Source organism: Trinickia sp. EG282A, assembly GCF_040965455.1.
Taxonomy (GTDB): domain Bacteria; phylum Pseudomonadota; class Gammaproteobacteria; order Burkholderiales; family Burkholderiaceae; genus Trinickia; species Trinickia symbiotica.
The window spans coordinates 1-16,649 of the sequence record NZ_JBFRCC010000013.1 but is presented as its reverse complement, the minus strand read 5'-3'; the positions used below and the strand labels follow the sequence as shown (position 1 = coordinate 16,649).

The following is a 16,649-nucleotide window of genomic DNA, read 5'->3' as shown; positions in this document are numbered from 1 at the left end:
TGTATATGTCTCATTCACTGCCTGACGCCTGCCGCCGACTGGCCAAACGCGCGGTTATCCCGGTCGGCCCGCGAAGTCGCGCGGCCACATGAAACGGGTCGGGGCAAACCGCGCCTTAAAATACAGGCATTGCGGCGTTGTACCGGCGCACCGCGCCTCCCAGATCACCCCATGGCAAACATCGACTCCTCATACGATCAATCTGTCTCGTCCATTCACAATCGCCTGTTCTTCCGCCTGTTTCAGGCGGGCAACACGCTCGACAGGCAGACGATCAAGGCACTCGGCATCACAACCGTCCAGTGGGCCGTGCTCGGCGCCCTCTCGCGCGCGCAGGTAGCCGAGGGAATGTCGTTTTCCGAACTCGCGGACTATTTGGTTGTCAGCCGCCAAAGTCTCGATGGCGTGCTAAAGAGGCTCGAGAGAGAGGAGCATGTGGTGCGTGTCGCGGACACGGTCGACCGACGCGCGAAGAAAGTTGTGCTCACCACTAACGGGAGAGCATTTTGGGATAGCCTGCAACCCAAGATCTACGAGTTCTACCGACAAGCTCTCGCCAGTTTCCGTTTCGACGATAAGGTGTCGCTGGTTCACTTTCTGAATCAACTCAACAAAGGGATGGACGCCGTCAATCTCGAGCCCGACGCTATCGTGCAACTGAGCGCCTCCGCCCTTTCCGCGCGCGACTGAACGCCCGTCTCGGGCGGGACGGAAACTCGCTCGACGTCGTTCGGCATTGGCGACGACCTTGCAACGGACTTGCCCCCTCCCTCACCAGCGTCATCGCTTGAAGCGCTTCCTCCAAAGCGAACGCTCGCGTCACCACGGGCAGGACATGCCTCTCGCGCCGGAGCTGAAATAAAGCGTCGCATACAAAGCGGGCCCGGCCGCCTATCGACTCCAAAGTACATCTGCATCCTGCCTTTTTTCGCCAACCTGCGCCTGAAAGGTCCATTCCATACGGCTGCTTTTCATCTATATACATCATGATATTGACGTATATTGCTTGACGAGCTATCGTTGACCGCATAGGACTGACTGGTGACGTATACGGCCGGCCGGTCGAGGCATTCTTTTCTTCCTGCCCAGTCGGAAAACACCATGACGTTCAACATGATCAAAGTCACGGCCAGCGGGCCGATCGCGCGAATCGAGCTGAATCGCCCCGACAAGCTCAACAGCCTCGACGAGTCGACGATGCTCGAGATCCATCGTGCGGTGGATGACATAGAGGCGGACAAACAGCTTCGCGTCCTCGTCATCACCGGAGCCGGCCGTGCCTTCTGCGCAGGCCAGGATCTCACGGACCCGGCTATGCGGCTGGTAGATGGCAAGCAGCCCGATATCGGCAATCTGGTCGAGCGGCTTTTCAAGCCGCTTGTGCTGAAGCTGCAAAACCTGCACATGCCGACCGTCGCCGCCGTCAATGGACTCGCGGCGGGCGGCGGAGCCGCTTTGGCATTTGCCTGCGACATTGTCGTCGCCACGCGCTCGGCGTACTTCCTGCAAGCCTTCTCGCGAATTGGCCTCACGCCGGACACTGGCAGCACGTGGTTCCTGTCGAACCGTCTCGGCTCCGCGCGCGCGATGGGTCTAACGATGCTCGCCGACAAGCTGCCCGCCGCCAAGGCCGCGGAGTGGGGACTCATTTGGGATGTGATCGATGATGCCGATTTTGCGTCCGGCATCGACGCCCTCGCGAAGCGTCTGGCCGCCATGCCCACGAAGGCGTTGATACGGACGCGTCAGCTCGTCCAAGCCGCAAGCGGACATTCGCTCGAGCAGCAGCTATCGATGGAAGCCACCTTCATTCGTGAAATGGGATGGAGCAAGGACTATGCGGAAGGCGTGCTCGCGTTCAGCGAAAAGCGGCAGCCGAATTTCACCGGCGAGTAATCGAGATCCATCAATGTTTGCCGTGCCACACGACCTCGACAAGATCGACCTCAAAATCCTGCGCGAACTTTCCGCGGACGGGCGCCTTAGTTGGCGCGACTTGGCGGAGCGAATCGGTTTGTCGCTCACGCCCACGCTCAGGCGCGTGCACAGACTCGAGGAGCAGGGATACATCCGCGGTTACTTCGCGCATCTCGACGAGCGCAAGCTGATCGGCGGGCTCACCGTATTCATATCCGTGACGCTGGAGAACCAGTCGGAGGCGGCAATCCAGCGTTTCGAGAAGGAGATCGTGGTGGCACCGGAGGTCATGAGCTGTTTCACAATGACGGGCGATGCCGATTTCATCCTGCGCGTAGTGGTACCCGACCTGGACTCATACCAGAGCTTCCTCAGCAAGACGCTAACGCGCATTCCCGGTGTGGAACACATCCGATCGAGCTTCGCATTGAAGACGATCCTGAACCGGACTTCGCCGATGCTCTGAGCCCTAACGCCTGCTGCGCGGGCTTTTTCCGCCCTCTGGAGCGCGCTCCGTTCACACAAGTCGCCAACGTAGTCACTTTGAACCAATTCAATACGAATTGATAGTTCAATCGATTATGTTTTCGTGCATCGAGTAATTCAAATTGGTGCAAAACCACGCGGCCGACATCCTAAACTGGCTCATCAGTTCGAATAGGATTTTCCTGGAGACACTCGTGGATACTGCACTGACGTCGCGCGACGCAATTGCTTCGGCGACAAGCCGACAATGGACGTTTATCACTGGCATTCAGGCGCTCGTTCGCCTGCCGATGATCCAACGCGAGCGCGATCGTACGCGCAATCTCAATACCGCGGGCTTGATTTCCGGGTATCGCGGATCGCCGCTCGGCGCCTATGACCAGCAGCTCTGGAAAGCCTCAAAACAGCTTGCTGCGCACGACATCGTGTTCCAGCCCGGTCTCAACGAAGACCTCGCTGCGACCGCGTTGTGGGGCGCGCAGGTGCACACCGTCTTTGGCGAAACCAAGGTCGACGGCGTGTTCGGCATTTGGTACGGCAAAGGGCCGGGCGTCGACCGGACGGGCGATGTGTTCCGCAATGCCAACATGATGGGCACGTCGAAGCTGGGCGGCGTCCTGGCCATTTCGGGCGACGATCATGCCGCGCAGTCCTCGATGTGGCCGCATCAAACCGACGGGATCTTTCACTCCGCCTCGATCCCTGTGCTTCAGCCCAGCAATGTCCGGGAAGTCATCGAGTTCGGTCTTGCGGGCATCGAGATGTCCCGCTACGCCGGTCTTTGGGTCTCGTTGAAGACAATCGCTGAAGTCGTCGAAACCGCAGCCACGATCGACATGGGATCGTGGCCGACATTTCGCGAGCCTACGGATTTCGCGGTTCCCGCGCATGGTCTGAATTGGGACCCCACGCTCTCGTGGCCCGCTCAACGTGGTGAGTACGAACGCCGGCTCATCGACGAGCGGCTTCCCGCCGCCCGCGCATGGGCGCGCGCTAACCAGCTCGACCGCGTCATTCTCGCGGCGCCGACGAAGCGCCTGGGCATCGTCACGGTCGGCAAGGCGCATCAGGACTTCATGCAGGCTTGCCAGGATCTCGGCCTCAGCGACGAGAAGCTGCGCGCCATGGGCGTTTCGGTGTACAAGGTCGCGATGAGCTGGCCCCTCGAAACCGAGGGCGCCAGTCAATTCGCGGCGGGTAATCGTGAAGTGCTCGTCATCGAGGAGAAGCGTTCGAACGTCGAGGCACAACTCAAGGACGCTCTATTCCATCGCCCAGAATCGCAACGCCCTTTTATCACCGGAAAAACCGACGCAGCAGGCAATACGCTCCTGCCCGAGGCATGGGAATTCAGCTCGCACCTGGTCGCAAGAGCACTGGTGCGTCGATTGGAGGCCAACGGCGTCGACGCGCCGGAGATCCGTGAACGCCTCAGCGAGCTCGATGCGGCCGCCAAGAAGCCCGCCGCGGCGGTCATCCCGGTGCGTGCGCCGTTCTTCTGTTCGGGCTGCCCGCACAATACGTCGACACGCACGCCGGAAGGCTCGATCAGCGGCGGCGGCATCGGCTGTCACGTGATCGCGCTGTCCCAGCCGGCGCTGAAGACCAAAGTCGCGAGCCACATGGGCGGTGAAGGCGCCCAATGGATCGGCGCGGCGCCGTTCTCCAAGACCGCGCACGTGTTCCAGAATCTGGGCGACGGAACCTATCAGCACTCGGGCCTGCTCGCCATTCGCGCCGCTGTGGCCGCGAAGACAAACATCACCTACAAGATTCTCTATAACGACGCTGTCGCCATGACTGGCGGGCAGCCGACGGAAGGAACGAACGATCCCGCCAGGATCACGCGCCAGCTCCAAGCCGAAGGGATCGAAAAAATTGCGTTCGTGACTGACGATCCGACGCGCTGGCAAGGCAACAAGACGCTCGCGCCTGGTGTGGGCGTCTACCATCGAGACGAACTCGATGCTGTCCAACGGCAACTGCGAGAAGTCCCCGGCGTTACTGCAATCGTCTATGAGCAGACCTGCGCCGCCGAGAAACGGCGGCGCCGCAAGCGCAAGGAGTTGCCCGACCCGGATCGGCGCGTCTTCATCAATCATGAAGTCTGCGAGGGTTGCGGCGACTGTTCCGTCCAGTCCAATTGCATTTCCGTCGAGCCTCTTGAGACGCCGCTCGGCCGCAAACGCGCCATCAATCAGAGCGCGTGCAATAAAGACTTCTCGTGCGTGAAGGGCTTCTGCCCGAGCTTCGTCGAAGTGGAAGGCGTGAAGGTCCGCAAGCCCGACAGCAAGCGACTCGCGGGCATCGAAGCAGAACTCGTGGCGGCCCTGCCCGCGCCGAAGCTGCCCGCGTTGGGTCGGCCGTTCAACATCTATATCACCGGCATCGGCGGCTCCGGGGTGCTGACAATGGGTGCGATCCTGGGCGCGGCGGCCGGCATTGACGGCCTCGCCTCGACCGTTCTGGATTTTACCGGCATGTCCCAAAAGAACGGAGCGGTCGTCAGCCAGGTACGGATTGCCGCAGCCGATGGCCAGCTTGCCGCTTCGCGCATCGGCGAAGGCAAGGCGGACCTCCTACTGGGCGCGGACCTCGTTGTTTCGGCCGCATCCGACTCGCTGCTGCGCTTGTCGGCAAGCAGAACCGCGGCCGTGCTCAATCTCGCGCCGACGCCGACGCCTGACTTCATTAGCGACCGCGATGCAACGCCGCCGATCAACCTGATGCAAGATCGCATCCGCAAGCGTTGCAGCAACGAATCGTTCCATGCATTCGATGCGGGCGCGATCGCGCAGAGCATATTCGGCGACACGCTGCCGACGCACACCCTCATGCTCGGTTATGCATGGCAAAAAGGCCTGGTGCCGCTGAGCCGCGACGCGATCAGCCATGTCATCGAACGCAACGGCGCAGCGGTCGAAATGAACAAGTCCGCGTTCAACTGGGGGCGCATCATCGCGGCCAAACCGGATGCACTGGCCGCCATTGGAGCGCCGAAGTCCCCGTCCATGCAGGAAGCCACCACTTTGGATCAACTGGTGGAATCGCATCGGCAACGGCTCGTGGAATATCAGGGCAGTGCCTACGCAAAACGATATCTGCACCTCGTCACGCTGGCTCGCGAAGCGGAGGCAAAGATTGCGCCGAAGCAGGATGCATTCGCGACGGCAGTCGCACGGAGCGCCTACAAATTGATGGCCTACAAAGACGAATACGAAGTCGCGCGTCTCTATACCGCGCCGGCATTCCGCGAGTCTCTGATGGCACAGTTCTCCGACGCGAAGAAAGTTTCCATCTGGCTGGCACCGCCTCTCCTTTCAAGCATCGACCCGCGAACCGGCCGTCCGAAGAAGCGCAAGTTCGGTCCGTGGATATTCCCCGTGCTGAAGGTCGTGGCCGGCATGCGCGAGCTGCGCGGCACCGCGCTCGACATCTTCGGCCATACGGCCGAACGACGCGCGGAGCGCCGTCTCGTCGCCGAGTATTTTGATGACATCCGCAAGGTCTGCTCGCAGCTTACGTCAGAGAAGCTGGACCAAGCGACAACGTTCGCCTCGCTCCCAATGGATATCCGCGGTTTTGGGCCGGTCAAGGAACGGGCGATTCAAGAACATGTCGTCCGGCGCGCAAACGTGCTGGCGGCACTCTCCGGCTCTGCCAAAAGCGGTGACGGAGGCACCCTAAGCAGCAATATCAAGGCTGCTTGACTAACACCGCCTTCAAAAAGAGGCGGAATGAAAAAAGGACCGTGGCACGCTTCGCGTCACGGTCCTTCCTTTTTCCTCGGCCCGTTTTGAAGCCGGCTGAGGTCCTTCCTTACCCGCCCAGAAAAGCCTGGTTGATCCGATCAGTCTTACTCAGAACAAGCGGTCCAGCCAGCCATAGTGATCGGGCGCGCGCCCATTTTGGATATCAAGTAGTGCGGACTTCAGCCGTGCAGTCACCAGTCCCAGGTTGCCATCTCCGATCGTGAACTCATGCGTTCGGCCCTTCACCTTGCCGATAGGTGTCACGACTGCCGCCGTGCCGCAAGCGAAGGCTTCAACGAGCTTTCCGCGTTGCGCATCCGCCTGCCACTCATCGATCGCGTACGGCTCCTCGCGAACCGTCAGGCCCAGATCGCGCGCGAGCGTGATCAATGAAGCGCGCGTGATGCCGGGGAGGATGGTTCCCGTCAGCGGCGGCGTTTGAATTGATCCGTCGGCAAACACGAAGAACACGTTCATGCCGCCGAGCTCCTCGACCCAACGACGCTCAACTGCATCTAGAAACACTACCTGGTCGCAGCCTTCGCGAATGGCTTCGGCTTGCGCCGCGAGGCTCGCGGCATAGTTGCCACCGCATTTCGCGTCACCTGTTCCGCCAGGCGCCGCTCTCGTATAGTTTTCCGACACCCACAGCGTTACCGCGGAGGCGCCTCCCTTGAAGTAGGAACCGACCGGCGTGGCTACGACGCAGTACCAGTATTCTGGCGAGGGCTTCATGCCAAGCACGGCTTCCGTTGCGATCATGAAGGGACGCAGATAGAGCGCCGATCCGTCGGTCCGCGGAATCCACTCGCGGTCTACCCGTACGAGCTCCCGCACGGAATCCACGAACAGTTGCTCGGGCAGCGCCGGCATCGCGAGCCGTTCCGCGGAATGGCGGAAACGCCGCGCGTTCGCATCCGGGCGGAACAGAGCTGCGCCGCCGTCCGGCAACCGATAAGCTTTCATACCCTCGAAAATTTCCTGCGCATAGTGCAGCACAAGCGTGGCAGGATCAAAGCTGAACGGGCCGTGCGCAACGACTTTGGCGTCATACCAACCGCGGCCTTCGGAATATCGAATCGTCACCATATGATCGGTAAACACACGCCCGAACCCAGGGTTCTCCAACAAGGCTTCGCGCTTCGTCGCTTCGACTCGGTTCGGATTCAGTTCGCGGAGGAATGACGCGGATCCGGTATTACTCATTTCTATTGCTCCTTTGTTTGCAGCGGGACTATCCCGCGAACCCAGCCTCGTCCATCGCCAATGTCACTTCCGCCCCATGAACGACGACATGGCTCAGTGCAGTCGCACGCGAAAGGATATGGTCTGCATAGAATCGGCTGGTGATAATCTTGTTTTGTAGAAATGCGTTATCGACCCGTTCGGTCGCGAGTAAACGCCTTGCTGCCAACGCTGCCCGACCCATTTGCCATCCGCACGCAACAGTGCCGAGCAGATCGAGGAAAGGACCGGATCCGGCGAACGCAAGCCTTGCGCTATATCGATATGTTTCGATAAGGAAATTCACGGCATTGGATAATTCGCCAATCGCGTGGCCGATTTGCCGACCAATCGCCCGCAGATCGCCGTGCTCATCCAGCTCCAGATCCGCCTGAACGTCTCTCATGGATCGGATCACTGCACGAATCGCCGTACCCCCGTCCCGGCATATTTTGCGACCGACAAGATCCATCGCCTGAATGCCGGTCGTCCCTTCATAGATGGTCGTGATTCGGGCATCGCGCAGGTACTGTGCCGCACCCGTTTCTTCGATAAAGCCGGTACCGCCGTGTACCTGGATACCGATTGACGCGATATCCAGACCGGTTTCCGTAAACCAGCCCTTTGCGACGGGCATCATCAGCTCAACGAACGCACGATTTACCGCCCGCTCGCCCTCATCGCCATGCCACTCCGCCTTGTCCATGCTGGCGGCGACAACGAGTGCGAGGGCGCGCATCGCTTCGATGCGCGACTTCATGCTCATGAGCATGCGGCGAACATCAGGGTGCCGAACGATCGCTACTTTCGCGCCGCTGCTGCTTCCGGAGTCCACGCCCTGCACGCGCTCACGCGCATACGCACGCGCCAACTGGTACGCACGCTCGGCAAGACCAATGCCCTCCAGTCCCACGGCGAACCGTGCAGCATTCATCATGATGAACATGTTCTCGAGCCCGTGGTTCTCATCACCGACCAGATACCCGACCGCCCCTGCCTGATCACCCAAAGCAAGCACGCATGTGGGCGTGGCATGCAGACCAAGCTTGCGTTCCAGCGAGACACATCTCACGTCGTTGTGTTCGCCGAGTGCGCCGTCTTCGTTCACATGCCTCTTCGGAACCGCAAATAGCGAAATACCCTTGGCGCCAACTGGCGCACCCTCAACTCTCGCGAGGACCAAATGCACAATGTTCTCGCAAAGGTCATGATCGCCGTAAGTGATGAAGATCTTCGTGCCTGACAACCGATAGGTGCCATCGCCGGCCGGCCGCGCGCAAGTGCGAACCGCCGAGAGATCCGAGCCTGCCTGCGGCTCCGTCAACACCATCGTTCCGGTCCATTCGCCGCTGACGAGCCGAGGCAGGAACCTGGCCTTCAGCGCCGCGGATCCAACCTGATCGAGGACGTCGATCACACCTCGCGTCAGCATTGGCAGCAATGCGAACGCCACGCTGGCTCCGTTCCACATCTCGTCGACTGCGGCCGCGACGAGCCGAGGAAGGTTTTGCCCACCAAGCGCCTTGCGTACCGATACCCCATTCCAGCCACCACGCGCGAATTGCGCGTATGCGTCCCGCCATCCCAAAGGCATCCGCGGGCACCCATTCTCTATGCGCGCTCCTTCGATGTCGCCGCTCCGGTTGATGGGCGAAATGACGCCTGACGCGAACGCCCCTGCTTCTTCAAGAATGGCACTCGTGACGTCCCAAGTGGCGTCTTCAAATCCAGGCAGTCCTGCGATTTCGTCCAGACCGGCCAGTTCCTTGAGCACGAACTGGATATCCGCAATGGGCGGTGCGTATTGGTTCATCGATTGTCTCCTGATCGCGAGCCGGCGGAAATGACTGGCGATTACCTTCCAGTGAATGCCGGCTTGCGCTTTTCCAGGAAGGCGTGCATCCCTTCGCCCGCGTCCGTAGTCTGGGTCGCGGCAGTGAATAGATCGGCCTCTAGCTTCAAGCCATCCTCTAGTGACACGGTCAGCGCCTTGTCCACCGCTGTTCGCGCGAAACTCAGCGCTGCTGGAAAACGGACGCCCAGCCCATCCAGAAAACGTATCCCCAGTTCGACGGGCTCGCCCGCGTCGACTACTCGGTGAACCAAGCCGAGCCGAGCCGCTTCCTCCGCATCCAACAACCGGCCGCTCGCGATCATCTCGAGCGCTCGCGCCTTGCCGATCAGCAACGGCAGGCGCTGCGTACCGCCGTAGCCTGGGATGAGGCCGAGCTTGATCTCGGGTAGCCCGAATCTCGCGCCGGCAACGGCGATGCGAAACGTGCAGGCCATCGCCAACTCGAGCCCACCGCCGAGCGCCACCCCCTGGATGACGGCCAGCGAAGGAAACGGCAACGAGTCGAGCTTGGCAAACGTGCATTGACCGGCTCGGGCAGCGGCGCGATGCTCGCCTTTGCTTCGCTCAAGCATCTCCTTGATGTCCGCACCTGCGCAGAATGCCTTGCCGCCCGCGCCGGTAAACAGTAAAGCGCGGGGTGATGCTGCCGCCGCCTCGTCGATCAGCGAGCCGATTCGATCGATCATGCCGGCGTTCAGCGCGTTCATTGCCTCCGGGCGGTTGAGCGTGATGACCGCGATATCACCGCGATAAGCAAGTTCGACGCTCATGCTTCGGAACCGTCGCTCGGATCGGGGCGAAAGCGCGGCTTACGCTTTTCCATGAAGGCCGCGACGCCTTCATGCGACTCAGCTGTGCCGTAGTACAACGCCAATGCCTGCATTCCCAGTCCACCGATGCCACGGATCGAATCCGAGTCCGCGTTGAACGAGCGCTTGGCAATCGCGATTGCAGTGGGGCTCAGTTGCAGAATCTCCTGACACCAACGATCGACCTCGGCGTCCAGCTCGGCCATCGGTACGACCGCATTGACCAGGCCCATTGCAAGGGCCTGATGCGCGGTATAGCGCCGGCACAGGAACCAGATCTCTCGCGCCTTCTTTTCGCCGACCACGCGAGCCAGAAAAGCCGTTCCGAAACCCGGATCGACCGAGCCGACCTTGGGGCCCACTTGGCCAAGCTGCGCGGAATCGGCTGCAATTGCGAGATCGCAGCAAGTCACGAGCACGTTACCGCCGCCGATCGCATAACCGTTGACGCGAGCGATCACCGGCTTCGGCACATCGCGGATGACGCCCTGCAGTTCCTCGACCGGCAGCCCGATCACGCCGCGACCATCGTAGCCGCCGTCGTGCGCCGACTGATCGCCGCCGGTGCAGAACGCTTTCTCGCCGGCCCCGGTTAGAACGATCACGCCGATCGACTTGTCCCAGCCGGCGCGCTGCACTGCATCGATGAGCTCATCACAAGTCTTCCCGCGGAACGCGTTGTACTTCTCCGGGCGGTTGATCGTGATTCGGGCGACGCCCGCCTTCGCTTCATAGAGGATGTCGGTATAGTGGTTCATTGTGGCATCTCCTTAGCCATGCATGGTCAAGCCGCCGGAAACGGAAATGACCTGTCCGGTGATGAAATCGGCGTCATCGCTCGAGAGGAATGCAACGATGCCGGGAATGTCGGCGGGCTGCCCCAGGCGTTTCAGCGGAATCGCGCGCAGCAGCCCGTCATAGACCTTTTGTCCGAATTCGCCCTCGCCCATGAACGAGCGCAGTAGCGCCGTGTCCGTCGGCCCGGGGCAGACAACATTCACGCGCACGTTCTTGCGCGCGTACTCGCGAGCGACGGTCTTGCTGAATGACGTTATTCCGCCCTTGCATGCCGAGTACACGGACTCGCCCGATGAGCCGACGCGGCCGGCGTCCGACGCGATGTTGACTATCTTCCCGCCGCCTTCCGCGACCATGATCGGCAGCACCGCGTGATGCAGGTTTAGCGGGCCCATCAAGTTGATCGAGACAACCTTGTTCCAGAATTCCGGCGTCGTTTCCAGGAACGGCATCGCGACGTCCCACCCGGCGTTGTTGACGAGTACGTCGATGCGCTTCAGATCCCCGTGCACCTGCTGAATCGTCCGCTTGACGGCCGCGTGATCGCTTATGTCAAGCGGAAGCAACGTGAGGCGCTCGGCATACTGCCTTAGTTCGTTCTTCAGTTCGTCGAGACCTGACTGACTGAGGTCCAAACCCACTACGTGAGTGCCTTCCTCGCAGAAGCGCTGCACGAGGCTGCGGCCAATGCCCCCGGCCGCTCCCGTGATGACAGCGACTTTATCTATAAGACCACGCATTTAAATACTCCATGGGTGATAGTCGTTACTCGGTTAGTCGGTGAGGGCCATGCGGCCGATCACCATGCGCGGGACCTCGCTGGTCCCTTCTCTGATTCGCTCGTTCACGGACCGCTTCGATTTCGGCGCGTGGCAATGACTTCGGCTGCGTGTTTGCGAAGCACGAATTTCTGAACTTTCCCCGTTACCGTGCGAACAATCGGCTCGAAGATCACATGCTTGGGGGTCTTGAAGCCGGGCAACCTGGCGCGGCAGAACGTGATCAGGTCGTCCTGCGAAAGGAGTCCGGCATGATCCGGATGCAGCTCGACAATCGCGCACGGAACCTCGCCCCACTTCTCGTCGGGCACGGCAACGACCGCCACGCCGATCACGGCCGGATTCGAGCTAAGGACCTCCTCCACTTCGATCGAAGATACGTTCTCGCCGCCGGAAATGATGATGTCTTTTGAGCGGTCCTTGATCTCGATGTAGCCGTCGTCATGCACGACGGCGAGATCGCCCGTTCGATACCAGCCACCTGCGAACGTCGCCTGCGTCGCTTCGGCGTTATTCAAGTACCCCTTCATGCCGAGGTTGCCGCGGAACATCACTTCGCCCATCGTCTTGCCGTCCCGTGGAACCGGATCGCACGTTTCGGGATTGGCGACGATCATTTCGTCAGCAACGGCGGTGCGGACGCCCTGGCGCCCCATGCGCATCAACCGCTCATCGTCAGGCATCGCTTCCCAACCATCCTGCGGCACGCATGCCGTGTTCACGCCGTGCTGCTCGGTCATGCCGTACACGTGGAGCACCGTGAAGCCGAGCGCTTCCGTCTGCTTGATGACTGTTACCGGCGGTGAGGCGCCGGCGCATACCACTGTGATGGGCCTGGCGGGCTTCGTCCAGCTGGCCGGTTTGCCCCCGACGAGCGAGCTCAGTACGGCCGGTGCGCCACAGAAATGCGTGACACCGTACTTGTCGAGCGCGACATAGATGTCTTCGATGACAACCTTGCGCAGGCACACATGCGTTCCCGCCACGGCCGCCAGCGCCCATGCATAGCACCAGCCGTTGCAGTGAAAAAGCGGCAGGGTCCACAGGTAGACCGGCGTTCCGGCATTCAGCCCTGCGTAGATGACCGTACCGAGTGCGTTGAGGTACGCCCCGCGATGGTGGTACACGACGCCTTTCGGATTGCCTGTCGTGCCGGACGTGTAGTTCAGCGCGATCGCGTCCCATTCGTCTTGCGGATAAAGGATCGGCACGTCCGGAGCAGAAGCGAGAAAATTCTCGTACTCCATCGTCCGAGCCGGCTCCGCGCCGGAAATGTCGTCGTCACGTATGTCAACGACATCGATCTTGATGCCGGCGATACGGATGGCCTCGCGCGCCACAGCGGCAAACGGGTAATCGACGAACAGCAAGCGCGTCCCCGAATGCCGCAGGATGAACGCGATCCCGGCAGCGTCGAGCCGGATATTGATGCAGTTCAATACAGCGCCTGACATCGGCACGCCAAACTGCGCCTCGAGCATGGCCGGGATATTCGTTGCGAGGATCGAAACGGTGTCGCCGCGCTCGATGCCTGCGCCGATCAGGCCTCGCGCCAACCTGCGGCAACGCTGTGCATATTCAGCCCACGTGTAGCGCTTGTCCTTGTGGATGACTGCGGTCCGGTCGGGGAACACGTCGGCTGCGCGGTCGAGCAGACGGATCGGCGTCATCGCCTGATAGTTGGCGGGGTTCTTGTCCAGGCCGGTATCGAACTTACGCTCCATATCTCGCTCGCTTGGTCTCTCATCAGAATGAAAAAGCCAGACGCGCGGCTGCCCGAGGGCTCGCAAGATGCGGAGTCAGCCGCCGTAGTCCGGTTGACCGGAAGATGCTACGAGCACATGGTCGATCACATCATGCTTTTGTGTCAAGTACCTGACACATATATTTTCATGGGCACGACCTTTTAAGCTCAACACGAACAAGTCGATCACGGAATCTACCGTCAATTGATGCGCTGTCCCCCGTGGGTCTGGCGAGACGTATGAATGCCGTGAATCATCCGGGAAGCGATTGCATCATGATATTTACAATATTCGCCGTCCGTGCGATAGAATGCACGGACGCGTGGCAACCCGGCGTGCGGAGCGCTGTGCCGAATGCCAGCCCCCTCAGTTACTGAGCGTCACTTTCAGGAACCACCATGCTCGATGCTTACCTGTACGCCGGCCGCCGGACGCCATTTGGCCGAGTGGCGGGCGCCCTCGCCCCGATCCGCCCAGACGACCTCGTCGCGTCTGTCATTCGGCGCGTCGTAGAAGACAGCGGGTTTCGTCCCGAACAGATCGAAGACGTCGTGCTAGGCTGCGCATGCCAGGCTGGCGAGGACAGTCGGAATATCGCCCGGCATGCCGCGCTTCTGGCCGGCCTGCCCACCAGCATCCCGGGCCAAACGGTCAACCGCCTCTGCTCGAGCGGCCTCGCCGCCGTCCTTGACACAGCCCGCGCGATCACGGCCGGAGAAGGCGAGCTGTATGTGACAGGGGGCGTGGAGAGCATGAGCCGGGCACCATTTGTCGTTGCCAAGAGCGAGGCGGCGTTCGGCCGGGAATTCAAGGTCTACGATTCCGCCCTTGGCGCGCGCTTCCCGAACCCAGCGATCGAACGTGAATTCGGAGGCGACACGATGCCGCAGACGGCTGACAACGTTGCGGGCGATCTCGGTCTGACGCGCGAGGACAGTGACCGTTTCGCCGCTCAATCGCAAGCGAAGTTTGCGGCCGCGCAAGCATCAGGTTTTTTTGCCGGCGAAATTCTCCCGATCTCCGTCTCGACTGGAAAGAAAAGTCCACCGAGAATCGCCGAGGTGGACGAACCACCGCGTCCCGGTACCACCATCGAAGCGCTCGCGGCGCTTCGCCCCCTGTATGCCGGAGGCGTGACGACGGCCGGCAATGCAGCCGGCGTCAACGACGGTGCCGTTGCGTTGCTCGTGGGCAGCCGAGCCATCGGAGATGCAGCTGGCGTCAAACCGATTGCGCGTATCCTCGCGGGGGCTGCTGCTGGCGTCGATCCCCGCGTCATGGGCATCGGCCCCGTCTACGCGATTCCCAAGGCGCTTGAACGCGCCGGATTGGCGCTCGCCGATATGGACGTCATCGAGATCAACGAGGCGTTTGCGGCGCAGGTCCTCGGTTGCCTTAAACTGCTGGACGTGGCATTCGACGACCCCCGCGTCAATCCAAATGGCGGCGCCATCGCGGTAGGACATCCGCTGGGTGCTTCGGGCGCCCGCCTCGTGCTAAGCGCGGCACGAGAGCTCGAGCGTCGAAACGGACGATACGCCGTGGTGAGTCTGTGTATCGGCGTGGGTCAAGGGCTCGCGGTCGTCATCGAGCGGATATGACCGGATTGCAAGCAGCATAGAAAGCGAACGCCTATTCAGTTCGGCGAGGCCCTTCGACATGCGTGTAATGAATGTCGAAGGGCTTGTTCGTGATGAATAGAAACGTAACGTCGTTATCGCCTTGGGCACCATGGCTCATTGTCGTGCCTTCCGGAAACCACACGAAGCTGCCGGGCCCGAATGACCCCGCACTCGTAATGAGAATTCCGTCGAGCACATACATTCCATGGGCGCAGTTGTGCCAATGCGAAACGTTGGTAAAGCCCGCTTTGTAGCAGACTTTGGCAACGGACATTCCTGTTTCTCCGTCGACGATGCACAGCTTCTGCAGGGTCGTTGCGTTTAGTTCTGGTACGGGAAGCTGCGCCCACGGCACAGTGTTTGTATCAACAACTTTGACCTCATTCTCGCCCATTGCCGTGCTCCTATCAATTTATTCCCGTGTTGTTTCGTCTCGATCACGAGAAGTGATCAGACGATCACTATGTGCCGACGTGGGAGCATAATGCCGATGCGTGAACAGGGGAACACCGTTGTCGCGCAAAGCTTCATTGCGCTGTCCGCAACGGACGAATTCGCCCACGAAGCACCGATGCCGCTTGCACCGGACATGGACCTCCGTCCCCCTCGAATTCGTCGGAACTGCTGCTGTTTTCGCCGCCGCGCGCGCCTGATCGATTGCGGTGAAGAGTCGCATAGAAGGAAGACTGGCCGCGCGTCGAGCAGCGCCTTGGCTCACGCAAACGTAGCGCTGCCCATAAAGGGTGCCCCCTGAGCGGAGTCGCTGATTGGCTTCGGCCTCGGGCTGGCTATTGGAGTTGAAGCTGGGCCGTGTACGTGCTCGAGGGCCATTGATCTAGTCCAGCGATAACATCACGCTGAGTTTTGGCACTAGCTCGAAAAGGTCCCCGACGAGGCCATAGTCGGCCACGCTGAAAATCGGCGCCTCCGGGTCCTTGTTGATCGCCACGATCACCTGCGAATCCTTCATGCCCGCGAGGTGCTGAATCGCGCCCGAGATACCCACGGCCACATAGAGCTGCGGCGCCACGATCTTGCCCGTCTGCCCGACCTGATAGTCGTTCGGCACGTAGCCCGCGTCGACCGCGGCGCGCGAGGCGCCTAACGCCGCGCCGAGCTTGTCCGCGAGCGGCACGAGCACGCTCTCGTAGTTCTCGCCGCTGCCGAGGCCGCGTCCGCCCGAGACGACGATTTGCGCGCTCGTCAGCTCCGGCCGATCGAGTTTCGTCACCTCGCGGTTCACGAATTGCGAAATGCCGCGATCGGCGCTCGCCTCGGTCTTTTCGATCGGCGCGCTGCCGCCCTCCGCCGCTGCCGCGTCGAAGCCCGTCGCACGGACCGTGATCACCTTGATCGGATCGCTCGATTGCACCGTCGCAATCGCGTTGCCCGCGTAAATCGGCCGCTCGAACGTATCGGCCGAGACCACCGCCGTGATCTCGCTGACTTGCGCCACATCGAGCTTGGCCGCGATGCGCGGCGCGATGTTCTTGCCGTACGCCGTCGCCTGCGCGACGATATGCGAGTAGTCTTTGGCGATGCCGAGCACCGTCGCCTCGACGTTCTCGGCGAGCCCTTCGGCCAGCTGCGGCGCGTCGGCCAGCAGCACCTTCGAGACACCGGCGATCTTCGCGGCCGCATCGGCCGCGCCTTGCGCGTCGT

General features: G+C 61.2%; 13 protein-coding genes. 5 read left to right on the top strand and 8 right to left on the bottom strand.

Going from position 1 to position 16,649, the window contains the following annotated elements; genetic code table 11:
- The first annotated feature begins 171 nt into the window (after nt 1–171).
- The 4 genes from AB4Y31_RS31125 (at nt 172) to AB4Y31_RS31110 (ending at nt 6,113) form a co-directional block, all read left to right on the top strand.
- On the top strand, nt 172–690 hold the full coding sequence (locus tag AB4Y31_RS31125) for a MarR family winged helix-turn-helix transcriptional regulator (RefSeq protein ID WP_368677336.1): 519 nt from the start codon (nt 172–174) through the stop codon (nt 688–690).
- A gap of 411 nt (nt 691–1,101) precedes the next feature.
- Nucleotides 1,102–1,896 carry an enoyl-CoA hydratase-related protein gene (locus AB4Y31_RS31120; protein WP_368677335.1) on the top strand — a complete coding sequence of 265 codons (795 nt, stop codon included), beginning with the start codon at nt 1,102–1,104 and terminating at the stop codon, nt 1,894–1,896.
- A 13-nt stretch (nt 1,897–1,909) separates the two neighbouring features.
- Nucleotides 1,910–2,383: an Lrp/AsnC family transcriptional regulator gene (locus AB4Y31_RS31115; protein ID WP_018439632.1), complete on the top strand. Its 474-nt coding sequence runs from the start codon at nt 1,910–1,912 to the stop codon at nt 2,381–2,383.
- A 214-nt stretch (nt 2,384–2,597) separates the two neighbouring features.
- Complete coding sequence (locus tag AB4Y31_RS31110) at nt 2,598–6,113, top strand: indolepyruvate ferredoxin oxidoreductase family protein (protein WP_368677334.1); 3,516 nt, start codon at nt 2,598–2,600, stop codon at nt 6,111–6,113.
- Nucleotides 6,114–6,263: 150 nt separating this feature from the next.
- On the opposite strand, the gene AB4Y31_RS31105 is transcribed toward AB4Y31_RS31110, so the two are convergent.
- The 6 genes from AB4Y31_RS31105 to AB4Y31_RS31080 all read right to left on the bottom strand — a co-directional run bounded on the left by AB4Y31_RS31105 (nt 6,264) and on the right by AB4Y31_RS31080 (nt 13,344).
- Complete coding sequence (locus AB4Y31_RS31105; protein WP_368677333.1) at nt 6,264–7,361, bottom strand: branched-chain amino acid aminotransferase; 1,098 nt, start codon at nt 7,359–7,361, stop codon at nt 6,264–6,266.
- A gap of 28 nt (nt 7,362–7,389) precedes the next feature.
- Nucleotides 7,390–9,192, bottom strand: a complete 1,803-nt coding sequence (locus AB4Y31_RS31100) for an acyl-CoA dehydrogenase (protein ID WP_368677332.1) — start codon at nt 9,190–9,192, stop codon at nt 7,390–7,392.
- A 41-nt stretch (nt 9,193–9,233) separates the two neighbouring features.
- Complete coding sequence (locus tag AB4Y31_RS31095; protein WP_368677331.1) at nt 9,234–10,004, bottom strand: enoyl-CoA hydratase/isomerase family protein; 771 nt, start codon at nt 10,002–10,004, stop codon at nt 9,234–9,236.
- A complete protein-coding gene (locus AB4Y31_RS31090) occupies nt 10,001–10,801 on the bottom strand; it encodes an enoyl-CoA hydratase-related protein (RefSeq protein WP_018439637.1) in 801 nt (266 codons plus the stop codon). The genes AB4Y31_RS31095 and AB4Y31_RS31090 overlap by 4 nt, the downstream gene beginning before the upstream one ends.
- A 12-nt stretch (nt 10,802–10,813) precedes the next feature.
- Nucleotides 10,814–11,581 (bottom strand): glucose 1-dehydrogenase, encoded by a 768-nt coding sequence (locus AB4Y31_RS31085; RefSeq protein ID WP_368677330.1) that lies wholly within the window; start codon nt 11,579–11,581, stop codon nt 10,814–10,816.
- A 104-nt stretch (nt 11,582–11,685) separates the two neighbouring features.
- Nucleotides 11,686–13,344, bottom strand: coding sequence for an AMP-binding protein (locus tag AB4Y31_RS31080; protein ID WP_368677329.1), 1,659 nt, complete (start codon nt 13,342–13,344; stop codon nt 11,686–11,688).
- A 419-nt stretch (nt 13,345–13,763) separates the two neighbouring features.
- On the opposite strand from AB4Y31_RS31080, the gene AB4Y31_RS31075 reads away from it, so the two are divergent.
- Entirely contained in the window at nt 13,764–14,966 is a 1,203-nt protein-coding gene (locus AB4Y31_RS31075; RefSeq protein ID WP_368677328.1) for a 3-oxoadipyl-CoA thiolase, read from the top strand.
- Between the two features lie 31 nt (nt 14,967–14,997).
- Here the strand turns inward: AB4Y31_RS31075 and AB4Y31_RS31070 are convergent, their stop codons facing one another.
- Both AB4Y31_RS31070 and AB4Y31_RS31065 read right to left on the bottom strand, forming a co-directional pair.
- Nucleotides 14,998–15,381 (bottom strand): cupin domain-containing protein, encoded by a 384-nt coding sequence (locus tag AB4Y31_RS31070; RefSeq protein WP_368677327.1) that lies wholly within the window; start codon nt 15,379–15,381, stop codon nt 14,998–15,000.
- Between the two features lie 441 nt (nt 15,382–15,822).
- Nucleotides 15,823–16,649: electron transfer flavoprotein subunit alpha/FixB family protein (locus AB4Y31_RS31065; protein WP_368677326.1), on the bottom strand; the 827-nt coding region annotated here is incomplete at its 5' end.

Excerpts from the sequence above, each read along its gene's own strand:
- AB4Y31_RS31120 (WP_368677335.1), top strand. The coding sequence starts at position 1,102 with ATGACGTTCAACATGATCAAAGTCACGGCCAGCGGGCCGATCGCGCGA.
- AB4Y31_RS31100 (WP_368677332.1), bottom strand. The coding sequence starts at position 9,192 with ATGAACCAATACGCACCGCCCATTGCGGATATCCAGTTCGTGCTCAAG.
- AB4Y31_RS31070 (WP_368677327.1), bottom strand. The coding sequence starts at position 15,381 with ATGGGCGAGAATGAGGTCAAAGTTGTTGATACAAACACTGTGCCGTGG.
- AB4Y31_RS31105 (WP_368677333.1), bottom strand. The coding sequence starts at position 7,361 with ATGAGTAATACCGGATCCGCGTCATTCCTCCGCGAACTGAATCCGAAC.
- AB4Y31_RS31080 (WP_368677329.1), bottom strand. The coding sequence starts at position 13,344 with ATGGAGCGTAAGTTCGATACCGGCCTGGACAAGAACCCCGCCAACTAT.
- AB4Y31_RS31115 (WP_018439632.1), top strand. The coding sequence starts at position 1,910 with ATGTTTGCCGTGCCACACGACCTCGACAAGATCGACCTCAAAATCCTG.
- AB4Y31_RS31095 (WP_368677331.1), bottom strand. The coding sequence starts at position 10,004 with ATGAGCGTCGAACTTGCTTATCGCGGTGATATCGCGGTCATCACGCTC.
- AB4Y31_RS31125 (WP_368677336.1), top strand. The coding sequence starts at position 172 with ATGGCAAACATCGACTCCTCATACGATCAATCTGTCTCGTCCATTCAC.
- AB4Y31_RS31075 (WP_368677328.1), top strand. The coding sequence starts at position 13,764 with ATGCTCGATGCTTACCTGTACGCCGGCCGCCGGACGCCATTTGGCCGA.
- AB4Y31_RS31090 (WP_018439637.1), bottom strand. The coding sequence starts at position 10,801 with ATGAACCACTATACCGACATCCTCTATGAAGCGAAGGCGGGCGTCGCC.
- AB4Y31_RS31085 (WP_368677330.1), bottom strand. The coding sequence starts at position 11,581 with ATGCGTGGTCTTATAGATAAAGTCGCTGTCATCACGGGAGCGGCCGGG.